The organism is Thiocapsa sp., assembly GCF_018399035.1.
GTDB lineage: Bacteria > Pseudomonadota > Gammaproteobacteria > Chromatiales > Chromatiaceae > Thiocapsa.
On sequence record NZ_CP073760.1, the window covers coordinates 3767432 to 3780006 of the forward strand.

At 65.1% G+C, this 12575-nt stretch carries 12 protein-coding genes and 1 pseudogene; 4 read left to right on the forward strand and 9 right to left on the reverse strand.

Annotated features, from left to right (window positions below):
- Positions 1 to 13: 13 nt before the first annotated feature.
- From KFB96_RS17130 to rsxA, 8 genes are all read right to left on the reverse strand, one after another.
- Complete coding sequence (locus KFB96_RS17130) at positions 14 to 637, reverse strand: NUDIX hydrolase (RefSeq protein ID WP_213457107.1); 624 nt, start codon at positions 635 to 637, stop codon at positions 14 to 16.
- Between the two features lie 139 nt (positions 638 to 776).
- Complete coding sequence (locus KFB96_RS17135) at positions 777 to 1058, reverse strand: RnfH family protein (RefSeq protein ID WP_213457105.1); 282 nt, start codon at positions 1056 to 1058, stop codon at positions 777 to 779.
- 42 nt (positions 1059 to 1100) lie between these two features.
- Positions 1101 to 1826 carry an electron transport complex subunit E gene (locus KFB96_RS17140; protein WP_300970422.1) on the reverse strand — a complete coding sequence of 242 codons (726 nt, stop codon included), beginning with the start codon at positions 1824 to 1826 and terminating at the stop codon, positions 1101 to 1103.
- A 52-nt stretch (positions 1827 to 1878) separates the two neighbouring features.
- Positions 1879 to 2559 (reverse strand): RnfABCDGE type electron transport complex subunit G, encoded by a 681-nt coding sequence (locus KFB96_RS17145; protein ID WP_213457104.1) that lies wholly within the window; start codon positions 2557 to 2559, stop codon positions 1879 to 1881.
- Positions 2556 to 3647, reverse strand: coding sequence for an RnfABCDGE type electron transport complex subunit D (locus KFB96_RS17150; protein ID WP_213457102.1), 1092 nt, complete (start codon positions 3645 to 3647; stop codon positions 2556 to 2558). The genes KFB96_RS17145 and KFB96_RS17150 overlap by 4 nt, the downstream gene beginning before the upstream one ends.
- 1 nt (position 3648) lies before the next feature.
- Complete coding sequence (rsxC, locus tag KFB96_RS17155) at positions 3649 to 5175, reverse strand: electron transport complex subunit RsxC (protein ID WP_213457100.1); 1527 nt, start codon at positions 5173 to 5175, stop codon at positions 3649 to 3651.
- 126 nt (positions 5176 to 5301) lie between these two features.
- Positions 5302 to 5835: an electron transport complex subunit RsxB gene (gene rsxB / locus KFB96_RS17160; protein ID WP_213457098.1), complete on the reverse strand. Its 534-nt coding sequence runs from the start codon at positions 5833 to 5835 to the stop codon at positions 5302 to 5304.
- Between the two features lie 112 nt (positions 5836 to 5947).
- On the reverse strand, positions 5948 to 6523 hold the full coding sequence (gene rsxA / locus KFB96_RS17165) for an electron transport complex subunit RsxA (RefSeq protein ID WP_213458194.1): 576 nt from the start codon (positions 6521 to 6523) through the stop codon (positions 5948 to 5950).
- 457 nt (positions 6524 to 6980) lie between these two features.
- Between rsxA and nifL the strand changes: the two genes are divergently transcribed.
- The 4 genes from nifL (at position 6981) to KFB96_RS17185 (ending at position 11340) form a co-directional block, all read left to right on the forward strand.
- Positions 6981 to 8621 (forward strand): nitrogen fixation negative regulator NifL, encoded by a 1641-nt coding sequence (nifL, locus tag KFB96_RS17170; protein ID WP_213457096.1) that lies wholly within the window; start codon positions 6981 to 6983, stop codon positions 8619 to 8621.
- A gap of 16 nt (positions 8622 to 8637) precedes the next feature.
- The gene (gene nifA / locus KFB96_RS17175) at positions 8638 to 10218 is read left to right on the forward strand and encodes a nif-specific transcriptional activator NifA (protein WP_213457094.1); all 1581 of its coding nucleotides are present in this window, start codon (positions 8638 to 8640) and stop codon (positions 10216 to 10218) included.
- Between the two features lie 530 nt (positions 10219 to 10748).
- Entirely contained in the window at positions 10749 to 11027 is a 279-nt protein-coding gene (locus KFB96_RS17180; RefSeq protein WP_213457092.1) for a hypothetical protein, read from the forward strand.
- Positions 11017 to 11340 carry a hypothetical protein gene (locus KFB96_RS17185; protein WP_213457090.1) on the forward strand — a complete coding sequence of 108 codons (324 nt, stop codon included), beginning with the start codon at positions 11017 to 11019 and terminating at the stop codon, positions 11338 to 11340. The genes KFB96_RS17180 and KFB96_RS17185 overlap by 11 nt, the downstream gene beginning before the upstream one ends.
- A gap of 305 nt (positions 11341 to 11645) precedes the next feature.
- Here KFB96_RS17185 and KFB96_RS17190 read toward each other — a convergent pair.
- A pseudogene (locus KFB96_RS17190) lies at positions 11646 to 11966 on the reverse strand (GNAT family N-acetyltransferase); the annotation flags it as partial.
- Between the last annotated feature and the right edge of the window lie 609 nt (positions 11967 to 12575).

Here is a 12575-nt window from a genome sequence, read left to right on the forward strand (position 1 = left end):
GCAAACGGCATTCTCACACGGCAAGCTCGGGACGCAACCGCGGCAGATCGATCCGGAGGAGGCGGGCGTGCGGGGAGTAGATGTCGTAGCGCTCGAGCTCGGTCAGGGGCACCAGCCGGGCGCTCGTCACCTCGGGGGAACGGGCAACAAAGGCCCCCGAATCGATCTGCCGGCGCAGCGCCTCGAAGCCCATGGCGGGCTGGCAGACGAAATAGAAATCGAGCCGATTCGACCCCGGCTCCTCCTCCACGAACGGCATCGCATCGACACGCAGCAAGCGGATCCCGGTCACGCCGATGCCGAGCTCCTCGACGATCTCGCGTTCCATGGTGCGCTCGAGCACGTCATCCGGCAGCCCGGCGTCAGTAGCGTCGCGCGGACGCTGCGGCATGGATTCCAAGGATCCGCCCGGCAGGCCCCAGGCACCGCGGCGGCGGTAACTGTGCTCGATCAGGAGAACCTCGGACGGCGATCGGCTCGTATCGACCAAAACGCCGACCGCCCCGACGATCCAGTCGCGGGCCATGAAACGCTTGAGCAGGCCGGCCAGTCGCGGCGGAAAGATGCGCCACAGACGCAAGGCGACGCGATGCAGCGCCGGTCGCTGTTCGATCCAGTGTGTCAGCCCAGACAACATCGCGCGCCTCTGCGTTGAACCCATACTGCCGCCCGATGGTGGCGGACGGCGCGAGAAACTGTCTCTGATGCTACGAGATGGCGGACACCGAATCAAACCAGGACGACGGGCCGCCTCGAGCCGCCCGCTCTACCAGTGTTTAGTCGGCATCGTCCTCGCCGACCTGATCACGTCGTTCGACGGTCTCCGGGTCCGCGGTAATCGGCCGGTAGATCTCCACCCGATCACCGTCGGTCAGACGGGTCTCGAGCTTGATCAGCCGGCCGAAGATGCCGACCTTGTTCGCGTTCAGATCGATCTCCGGAAATTGATCCAGCAGGCCCGAGCGCTCGATCGCATCGCGGGCGGTGCTCCCGTCCGGGACATCGAGTTTCAGCCACGTCTGCTTGAACTTGTCCGCGTAGGCGACACCGACATGCATGGATCGGATCCTCGATGAGTCAGACGGAGGTTCGGAAACGGCTCAGGCGACCGCGCCGGCGGGCGCTGTGCGTCGCTTGATCGCCGCGACGCGGGCGTCGATCAGACGCTTGCCGGCGAGCATGAAACCGAGCGCCAGAAATCCGCCCGGCGGCAAGACCGCAAGCAGAAAGCCGCGGTACTCCGGAATCAGGGTCAGCTCCAGAAAGGCCATCCCTTCGCCGAGCAGCAGCTCGGCGTTGGCGAACAGGGTCCCGCTGCCGATGATCTCGCGGATCGCACCCAGCACGACCAGGACGAAGGTAAAACCCACGCCCATCATCAGCCCGTCGAAGGCCGCCGGCATCGTTGGATTGCGCGAGGCGAAGGACTCGGCCCGGCCCAGGATCGCGCAGTTGGTCACGATCAGGGGGATAAAGAGACCCAAAACCTTGTGCAGATCATGCAGCCAGGCGTTGAGCCCCAGATCCACCAGGGTCACCAGGACGGCGATGATCAGCACGAAGACCGGGATCCGCACCTCTGGGGTGATCAGGCCGCGCAACGTGGAGATGATCAGCCCGGAGGCCACCATCACCGCGGTGGTCGCGAGCCCCATCCCGAGCCCGTTGGTCGCCGTGCCCGTCACGGCAAGCAGCGGGCAGAGGGCGAGCGACTGGGCGAAGACCACGTTGTTGTCCCAGAAGCCGTCGCGCGCGATTCGGCCCCATCGGGTTCGGTTCTTCTCGCCTGTGGGTGCGGCTTTCGCCGTGGCTGTCGCTGTGCTCATATCGCCTCGATACAATCTGTCCCGAAAAGATCTCTGCGTTGCGACGCCCGACTCAGGGCTGCCGCACAGGTGCTTGGGTGCGCGCCGCATCCGGCGTGTCGACCTGAACGACCGCGGAGGCGGTCAGGGTGTCGCGGTGCGAGGCGAAAAACTCCAGTCCCCCACGGAGTGCCCCGAGGATCGCCCGCGGCGTGATGGTGGCCCCGGTAAACTGGTCGAAGTCGCCGCCGTCCTTCTTCACCGCCCAGCGCTCCGCCGGCGGATTGCCGAGACTCAGGCCGTCGAAGACCAGAATCCAGTCCCCTTTGGCGACATCCATCTTGTCCCCGAGGCCAGGCGTCTCCGCATGCGAGAGGACGCGTGTCCCCAGGACGGTCCCGTTGGCGTCGAGCCCGAGCAGCAGCTCGATCGTTCCCGCATAGCCGACACCGCTGATCCGATAGGCGACACCCGTCACCTGGAGCCCTTCCCGCGCGCGGTAGACGATGAGGGGGGCGCCGTCAGGGCCTTCCAGCGTGAGCGGATCGGCCAACAGATCGTTGTCGTGGATCGTCGGCGGGATCACCTGCGCGAGCGACGCCTTGAGGTCCTCGGCCTTGCGCAGTGCGATGGTGTCGCGCGTGGCGATATCGCCCATGACCAGGAGGGCCGCGGCGATCAGGGTGAAGCCCCCGAGCAGACCCGCCTGGTAGCCGATGCGTTTTCGGTAGCTGGGTTGGGCGACGGTGGTCATTTGCGCATCTCGGCGTTGTCGGCGTATTCGATCGGCGTGCCTCGGCGGTCGCGGCCGTAGACGCGCGGCCGGATATAGTGGTCGATCATCGGGGTGCAGGCGTTCATGAGCAGGATGGCGAAGGCGACACCTTCCGGATAACCGGCCCAGGTCCGGATGACATAGACGAGGATGCCGCAGCTGGCCCCGAAGATGATCTGACCCATCTTGGACACGGGCGATGTCACCGGGTCCGTGGCGATGAAGAAGGCCACCAGCAGCGTCGCGCCCGAGACGATGTGATAGAGGGCGCCGGCGTAGTGCTCGGGGTCGTAGAGATTCATCAGGGTGGCGAGGATCGCGAGACTGCCGATCATGGCCACCGGCGTGTGCCAGGTGATCACACGTTTGGCGAGCAGGAAGAGTCCGCCGAGCAAGATGAGTAGGGCCGAGGTCTCGCCCATGCTGCCGGCGATGGTCCCGACAGCGCCCGAGACCAGGTGGGCGATGCCGGGGATGATCTCGGACAGACTCATGCCTTGGCTGAGCTCGGTCCGGACATGGCTCAAGAGGGTCGCACCGGAGACGGCATCGAAGCCCGGTTGACCGAGACTGATCCCTACGCTTTGCAGGAATCCCGGCGCGTCGGCGGAGAACAGCGGCATCGGCTGGACATAGCTGGTCATCTCCAGGGGAAAGGAGATCAACAGGGCCACCCGGGCCACCATCGCCGGATTGAAGAGGTTCTGACCGAGTCCGCCGAAGACGTGCTTGGCGACCACCACGGCGATCACCGCGCCGATTGCGCCGATCCACCAAGGTGCCCAGGGCGGCAGGCTCACCGCGAGCAGCCAGCCGGCAAGCAACGCCGAGCCGTCGAGCAGATAGAGACGCTGGGGCTTGCCGGCGAGCTTCAGACACGCCGACTCGGCGAGGAGCGCGGTCCCGACCGTGGCGAAGAAGAGGAAGATCGCCGGCCAACCGAACTGCCAGAAACCGAAGAGGGTCGCGGGTAAGAGCGCCAGCATCACCAGGGCCATGGTGCGCTGAATGCTGGTGCGGGCGTGGGCAAAGGGGCCGGCGCTCGAGGCCGGTATCTCGATCTGCATCTCAGGCCTCCGCCGTCGTGGCCGGCGGCTCGGCCGCCGCACCGGATGTCATGGCAGCGGTCTCTGCTGCCGCTGTCTCGGCGGCCTTTTTGGCCGCCGCCTCGCGCTTGCGCTTGGCCATCGCCTCGCGTTTGGCCTGCTTGATCGCCTCCATCCGAGCGGAGCGCTGCTCGGCCAGACGCTTGGTCTCGGTCATCTTCTGCTTGGCCCGTCCACGGGCGGCCATCTCGCCCTTGGCATAGTTGAAATATTGCACCAGCGGGATATGGGCCGGGCAGACATAGGCACAGGATCCGCAGCCGATGCAGTCCATCAGCCCGAGGCTCACGGCACCCTCGAGATCCCCGGCGCGGGTATGGGCGGCCATGTCGAGCGGAACCAGCCCGCAGGGACAGGCCTGGACGCAGGTCGCGCAGCGGATACAGGGCATGGGCTCGTGCCGCGCAACCTCGGCCGTCGTGAGCGCCAACACACCGTTGCTGCCCTTGACCATGGGGACACGCGTGCTCGGCAGCGGCTGGCCCATCATGGGACCGCCACTGATCAACCGAGCAGGCTGCTCCGCGAACCCGCCGCAGTGCTCGAGCAGATCCTGCACCCGCGCCCCGAGAGGCACACGCAGGTTACGCGGTCGCGAGACGGCGCCGCCGCTGACGGTCACCACGCGCGAGACCAGCGGCCGACCCGAGCGCAGCGCCTCGTGGACCGCGAAGGCGGTGGCGCCGTTGTGCACGACCACGCCGATGTCTGCGGTCAGTCCGCGCGCCGGGGTCTCGCGCCCCGTCAGTGCCTGCACCAGATGCTTCTCGGACCCCATCGGATAGCGCGTCGGCAGGCGGGCGATGCGGATCCGCGCATCCATCGAGGCGGCCAGCGCCATCGCGGCCTGTGCCTCGGGTTTATTGTTCTCGATCGCGACGATGATCCGGTCGACCCCCAAGGCGTGCGCCATGATGCGAACCCCGTCGACGACCTGCTCGGCATGCTCGCGCATGAGACGGTCGTCGCAGGTCAGATAGGGCTCGCATTCGGCCCCGTTGATCACCAGGGTATGCAGACGGTAGCGGGTACGCAGGTTCAGCTTCACCGCGGACGGGAAGGTCGCCCCGCCCATTCCGACAATGCCGGCAGCCGCGACCCGCGCGGCGATCTCCTCGGGTGCGAGTGCAAAGGGGTCGGGAACGCCTTGAATCTCGTCCGACCAACGATCCTCGCCATCGGGCTTCAGGGTCACGGTCCGCACCGAGAGCCCGGAGGCATGATGCGCCGGGTAGCTGCCGACCCCCATGACCCGGCCCGAGGTCGGCGCATGGACCGGCGCCGAGATGGCGCCCTGGCTGAGTGCAAGCAACTCGCCCTTGGCCACCTGCTGACCACGCCGCACGGCCGGCTTGGCAGGCGCACCGATGTGCTGCTGCAGCGGGATGTGCAGCAGTGCCGGCATCGGCAGATCCTCGATCGCCTGACCGGCCGCGAGGTGCTTGTTGTCGTGCGGATGCACGCCTCCGCGGATCTTGAAGAGTTTCATAGTCGGGCCTTTCTTGCCTCTGCATCTCGATCTTTAAGGCGTGACGGGGAAGTTGCCCCTGCTCCTGAACACCGCCCCTGAACCCTGAACCCTGAACCCTGAACCCCGACAACTCCTCGGCCCTCGTCAAGCCGCCAGCACGCTCGGCTTTGCCCAGTACCAGGTCTGCAGGGTCGCCGTGACCGGACGCATCTCGATGCATTCGGTCGGGCAGACGTCGAAGCACAGCTCACAACCGGTACAGGCGTCGGCGAAGACGCTGTGGATCATGTTGTTGGCCCCCATGATCGCGTCGGTCGGGCAGCGCTTGAAGCATTTGCAGCAGCCGATGCAGAGGTTCTCGTGGATGTGCGCGATCGCCGGCGCCTTGTCGGTGACGCCGGACAGGTCGACGCTGACGCCGAGCACACCCGCGAGCTCCTCCGCCAGGGCGCGTCCGCCAGGCGGACAGATGGTCACCGAGGCCGCGCCCGAAGCGATCGCCTCCGCCGCGGGCGTACAACCCGGATAACCGCATTGACCGCACTGGGAGCCGGGCAGCAGCTCGACGACCCGCTCGGCGAGCGGATTGCCCTCGACCTTCAGATAGCGCGCAGCGAGGCCCAGGAGCCAGCCCAGGATCAAACCCAGAGTCGTGAGGATGAAGATCGCGGCAATCATGTCACTGTGTTCTCGGTTAAGATTCGATCACTGAAACGCGTCTCTCCAAGGTCAGAGAGCGAGGATGATGTCTGGATCACCTTAGATGCCTGTTCGCCGCACCGGACGCGTTTCACGCCAGCCCGGCGAAGCCCATGAAGGCCAGCGACAGGAGCCCGGCCGCGATAAAGGCGATCGGCGTTCCGGTGAAGGCTGCCGGGACCTGTGCCAGCGCCAGTCGCTCGCGCATGCCGGCGAACAGCAACATCACCAAGGTGAACCCGAGGGCCGAGCCGAATCCGTAGAGGACGCTTTGGAGGAATCCGTGCTCCTCTTGAACATTCAACAGGGCCACGCCCAGCACGGCGCAGTTGGTGGTGATCAGGGGGAGGAAGATGCCCAAGACCTGGTAGAGCGCCGGCGAGAGCTTGCGCACGGCCATCTCGGTGAACTGCACGACCGCAGCGATCACCAGGATGAAGGTCAGGATGCGCAGGAAGCCGATATCCAGCGGCTGGAGCACAAACCATTCGAGCAGCCAGCTCGCGACCGCAGCCAAGGTCAGCACGAAAGTGGTGGCCAGACCCATCCCCAAGGCCGAGTCGAGCTTGTTCGACACGCCCATGAAGGGACAGAGCCCCAAGAACTTGACCAGCACCACGTTGTTGACCAACGCGGTGCCGAGAATCAGCATCACATACTCGCCCATCGGTTGAACGCCCTTGCGTCGCGACCTTGATGTCATGGCATCAGCAAATGCGGTGCCAGCTGCCGAGTGCGCCGCGCGCACCGGACCGATCGGATGTCGTTCGAGAAGGCGAAGGACACCGAAATATCGTCACGTCATCAATGGATTGACATCGCCAGGAAGGGGGGCGACACAGAACAGTCGACATCCCCGGGGCGCGTCCGGTGTCCGCCCGGGGGTGATCCCTCCGGAGCCATGCTGTCGCGGTGACAACAGAAATCCCTATTGCAGTCGCATGGAAATGTCGTAAAACTGACAGGGGTATCGACAGGGGCCTCCGACGAAGGCGCTGCGCCGTCGAAAAGGCTGCGCGGTCCGAGCAGACTCGGGATCGCCCCTTAGAGCGACCCGCACCTAATCGCCGATGGCATTACAATTGCGTTAGGGTTACGCCACGAACAGGATTCAGGAGAGCGCCGTGCCGGTCCGAGAAGCCCCGGGCACCGTCCAGCAGGTCGTCATCAACGCGCTCGGCGAGTTTTTGGCTTCGCCGCCCGACGGGACCCCGATCGAAGTTGTCGAGGCGCTGACGCTGATGGGGGGCAATGCGTTGGATCCGCTGCCTCCCCGACTCTTTTTCGAAGCGGTCGAGCAGTCCCCCGTGGCCATCTCCATCACGGACCACAAGGCGGCGATCCTCTATGCGAATCATGCCTTCGAAGCCTTGACGGGATACAGCCGCGAGGAGGTTCTGGGCCAAAACGAGGCGATCCTCTCGAGCAACGCGACGCCCCTGAGCGTCTACCAGCAGCTGTGGCGAACCATCCAACGCAAAGAGACGTGGACCGGCACCCTGGTCAACCGCACGAAGGCGGGGCTCGACTATCTGGCGGAGCTGATCATCTCCCCGGTCCTGGACCGCAAAGGGGAGCTTCAGTACTTCCTCGGGATGCATCGCGACGCGACCAAGGTCCACGAGCTCGAGGGGGCGCTGCGTCAACAGAAGGCCCGCATCGAGACCGTCCTGGATGCGGCCCCGGTGATCGTCGTCCTGCTCGACAGCAAGGGTCGGATCATCCTGGACAATCAGGAATACAAAAAGCTGCTCGGGGATCTGCGCGGCAAGGAGCCGGCCGATGTCCTGCGCGCGGCGGTCAGCGAGCAACTCGGCGTGGATGCCTTTGCGGCCTGTTTGGAGGGCCGCGGTTTCAAGGATGTCGAGGTCGCCATCGAGATCCCCGGCTCGATGGGACCTCGCTGGTTCGCCTGCTCCGGGACACCGGTCGAGGAGAGCGACGCCAGTGCTCGGACCTATTTCGGTCGCCAGGCCCCCGGTGACCGGCGTCTGCTGCTGCTCGCAACCGAGGTCACCGCACGGCGGCGCGAGATCGAGCGCGCCCATCTGGAAAACCTGCGCGCCAGGCTCGCCGAGCAACAGCTGATGCACGGGATGCGCGAGGCACTCGCCGCGGCCATCTATCAGATCCAGGTCCCGCTCAACGTCATCAATGCCGCCGCAGCCATGGTGCGCGGCGGTGCCGGCAACGTCGACACGCTCGCCGGGATGCTCGACCAGATCAGCGTTTCCGGCGCCAAAGCGCTCGCGACCCTGACCTCGGCACTGCCCGAGGAGCCGCGCGAGGCCGGGGTCATGGTCAACGTCAACGAGCTTCTGCGCCAGGTCCTGGAGCTGGAGACCGACCGCCTCTTGGCCACGGGAATCGTGGTCGACTGGCGCCCGGCGCATGTCCTGCCCGAGCTGGCGGGCCATAAGAACCAGCTGCGCGCCTTGTTCAAGCACCTGATCGACAATGCCATTCAGGCGCTCTGCGAAACCAACCGCGCGCAACGCGAGCTGCGCCTGACCACCCGCCGAGTCGACGAGGCCGTCGAGGTCGAGATCGAAGACAACGGCCCCGGGATCCCGACCGAGGACCGCTATCGCGTGTTCGAGCCCTTCTATATCGGCTGGCGCAACCGTCGCGGCAAGGCCGGTATGGGTCTCGCACTCAGTCAAGAGATCGTCAACGCCCACGGAGGCAGTATCGAGGTCGACCCGAAGATGACCGATGGCTGCCGCATTCGCCTGTCACTGACCGCCGTCCCCGACGACGACTGAGCTTGCACGAACCCTCATGAATGCCGACTCTCCCGTCCCCGGCAGCGCCGAGCAGGCCTGCCGGTTGGATCTGCTCGAATCTCAACTGGGCGCACTCTTCGAGGTGAGCTCGGTGCTCAGCCGTTCGCTCGATCTGCGCCAGACCCTGAGCGAGGTGCTCGGCGTCCTGCACGAGCGAGGGCGCCTCCAACACGGGATGGTCAGTCTGCTGAGCGAGGATCGCGGCGAGCTCTTGATCCGCGCGCTGCACACCGACGACCCCCACGCGACCGACCGCATCGCCTATCAGCCCGGCGAGGGCGTGATCGGCAGCATCCTCTCCCGGAATCGGCCTTGGATCGTGCCGCGCATCGGCGACGAGCCGCGCTTCCTCGATCGACTCAGTCTCTACGATCCGGACCTGCCCTTCATCGGTGTCCCGATCCGACTCGGCGAAGGCGGTGCAATCGGCGTCTTCGCGGCGCAGCCTCCCGTGGCCGACGGGCTGCTCGAAGAGCGTGCGCGCTTTCTGGAGATGGTCGCCAATCTGATCGGCCAAGCGGTCCGTCTTGCCCGCACCGTCGAGGCCGAGCAGCAAGCCTTGCGCGAGGAGCGCGACAAGCTCCGACGCGAGGTCAAAGGCACCCACGGCTTCGACAGCATCATCGGACACACGGACGCCATGCGCCTGGTCTTCGATCAGGTGCGCCAAGTCGCGAAATGGAACACGACCGTCCTGATTCGGGGTGAATCAGGCACCGGCAAGGAGTTGATCGCCAACGCCATCCATTACAACTCGCCGCGCGCCCGCGCCGCCTTCATCAAGCTCAACTGCGCGGCCCTGCCGGACAATCTGCTGGAATCCGAGCTCTTCGGTCACGAGAAGGGCGCCTTCACCGGCGCCATCAGCCAGCGCAAGGGCCGTTTCGAGCAGGCGGACGGCGGCACCCTCTTTCTCGACGAGATCGGCGAGATCACGCCCGCCTTCCAGGCCAAGCTGTTGCGTGTATTGCAGGAGGGCGAGTTCGAGCGGGTCGGCGGCGGTCGCACGCTCAAGGTCGATGTGCGGGTCATCGCGGCCACCAATCGCGACCTCGAGGCCGAGGTGCGCGCCGGCGACTTCCGCGAGGATCTTTACTACCGCTTGAACGTCATGCCCATCCGCATGCCCGCGCTGCGCGAGCGCATCGAGGACATCCCCGACCTCGCCCGCTTTCTCGTGGACAAGGTCTCGCGCATGCAGGGGCGCGCGCTTTCGATCACCGACAGCGCCCTGCGCATCCTGATGCGGCATGACTGGCCCGGCAATGTCCGCGAGCTCGAGAACTGCATGGAGCGCGCCGCGGTCATGAGCGAGCAGGGAATCATCGACCGCGACGTCATCGAGCTGACCGGCCTGAACGTGGCCGCGCTCGCAAGCGAGCCGCTTCCGAGCACGCCCGCGAAGACATCCACGATCGATTTCAACGACCCCGACCTCGACGAGCGCGAGCGCGTCATCGCCGCATTGGAAGAGGCCGGCTGGGTCCAGGCCAAGGCCGCCCGACTGCTCAACATGACACCGCGCCAGATCGCCTACCGGATCCAGACGCTGAACATCAGGATGCGGCAATTTTAAACCGCGTCCAGAGCGAGATGCTCGTCTTCGAGCGAGCTCGACGTTTGCTGCATCCACAACCCTTGGCGGAGACGCGGTTTAAAATGATTTATTTTTTAATAATTTAAGCCCGCGCCACGCGGATGTTTCGGCCCTGCGGGCTGCCCATCTCGACGCTGCTCGTGCGATCGGCGATCGGCGGTCGGCCGGTGCGCCGGTCGAAGATCACGAGCCAGCCTGCGCCGTGAAGGCCAGAACCAGCGTCCCTCGCAACCGGCAAAACGCCCTTCCCACAGCCCCAGACCGATGCCGGCCTCGGGCAGCCACAGCCGATCCTCCAGCAGGACGATCGGTCGATATCGCGAGGACACCCGCCCAAAAGGCTTGAAGCTCGCCCGTGTGCCGACTGTAGACGACATAGTAGGGGATCTTGAGGCTATGGCCGGGTGTCGCTCGGGTCGGAGATGCGGGCGGTTCCGGTAGGCCAAGAACTGAACCGACCTATTTTCGTGCTAGAGTGCAATCGTGCAATCGTGCGTTAGGAATTCACCATGCGGACATCGGCGACTCAAGCGAGCCTCAAGCTCATCGGTGCGAATGGGCAGATCTCTCTCGGCAAGCAGTTTGCCGGGAGGCAAGTACTTGTAGAGGAACAAGAACCCGGCGTCTGGCTGGTCCGAACCGTCACGGTGATCCCCGACAACGAACGTTGGGCCCACCGACCGCAGGCATCTGCCGACATCGAAAGCGCGCTGGCGTGGGCAGAGGCCAATGCACCCGACGACACCAACTTAGACGCGGTGTTGAGCGAGATCAGGAATGATGGCTGAACGCGAGGTCAATGTTCGGCTCGACCTCAATAACCCCGTCTTTCTCGACAATCTGTTGAACCTGCAAAAGCCCGATCGGTTGGCGGTGCTCGATACCCTGGACAAGATACGCAAGCTGACCTGGAACCAGGTCTACCGTGACGCCGGCCTACAATGGGAAAAGATCGTGAGCGTCCGTCCACCATCCGGCGTGCCTGCCGTCTATTCGCTCAGAGTGACTCGGTCGCGTCGAGCGACGGCCTACCGGGATGGCGAGTTCATGCGTTTCCTGACAATTTCACCGGACCACGACCAGACCTACGGGAAGAAATGACGTCCGTGCGTCAGCGGGGCCTCGCTCGTAAGACCGGCGACCCAAACATCAGTCGCTCGTGACACCCGCTCTGCGGTGTCACGCATGCCCCGTGGCGCTCTGCGCCACGTGTCAAGATGGCCGGAGTGACGAGCAAGGCCGCCAGCGGCGAGGTCCCGTACAGGCGACGGCATTCGGGTCTCGGCCGATGCCGGTGGTGTCGCCACGGTGCGGGACGAGTGCGTCGTAGAGGAGGTTGATGTCGATCGGGTCATGCACAGGGCTCTCGAAGGCGCAGGAGTCAATACGCACCCTTCCCCTCCGTGTTAGGCAGGGCGGTCGGCGGCCTTGAGGTCGAAGTGCAGTACCTCTTCCCGGATCCCCGGCTTCGAGTACAAGGCGACAGCCGGCTCGTCCTCGTCGTCTGCCTGCACAAAGACCGCGTGAGCTCCTCGCTCGTCGCCCTCCAGCTGAAGCTGCCTGATCAGTGCCGTGGCGATTCCCCGACGTCGAAAGCCTTCTTCGACTGCGAGGTCGTAGATGTAGACCTCCGTGCGCGCCTGCTCGAACTTGTTCAAGACGTACGCGGCAAGTCCGCCGACGACCATTTCTTGACTGAACGCGGCAACGGCGATGAAGTCCCGGTTTTGCTCATGGGGGCCTCCTAGCGGCGATATTTCAGCCGCTTGGATCACTCGAGGCAAGGTGTAACTGTTCTTTTTAGGGTCATTGAGGTCGGGGGCGGAGTGCTGCAACTGCTCCGCGGGCTAATCGCCGATCGGTATGCGTCGAAGATGCCGGCGGTTATGGCGGGCCGAGCACGCGGAAGGACCGACAGCCCAGAGCTCAGTCGCCTTTGCCGTCCACAAACCGAGTTGGACACGGATTGCCCGAGCGACAGCGTGCATGTCCGTTGCGGACAAGGCTCCGGGACGATCCGCATCCAGACTCAACGAACTGCGATGGCGCGTCCGCGGCTCTTAACCAAGGCCGTGCGAGGGGCTAAGCTTGCCACCTACACCGCAGCAAGACCCGCAGGGTTCGGAGTCGCCATGGGCAACTTGACATCCTGCGGCGGCTGTTCGGCTCGCTCGCCATGGCGATGGAGGTGTACGGCGGCTCGCGCAGATGATCGAGCAGGGCTTTCGCTCGCCGATGCGCGATCTGCGGGACTTGACCAAGTGATCGCTTCGATCAGGCAGCGCTGCCGACTTGGGTAACAGTGTCTGCAAAGATATCGATGCAAGCGCGGTCTT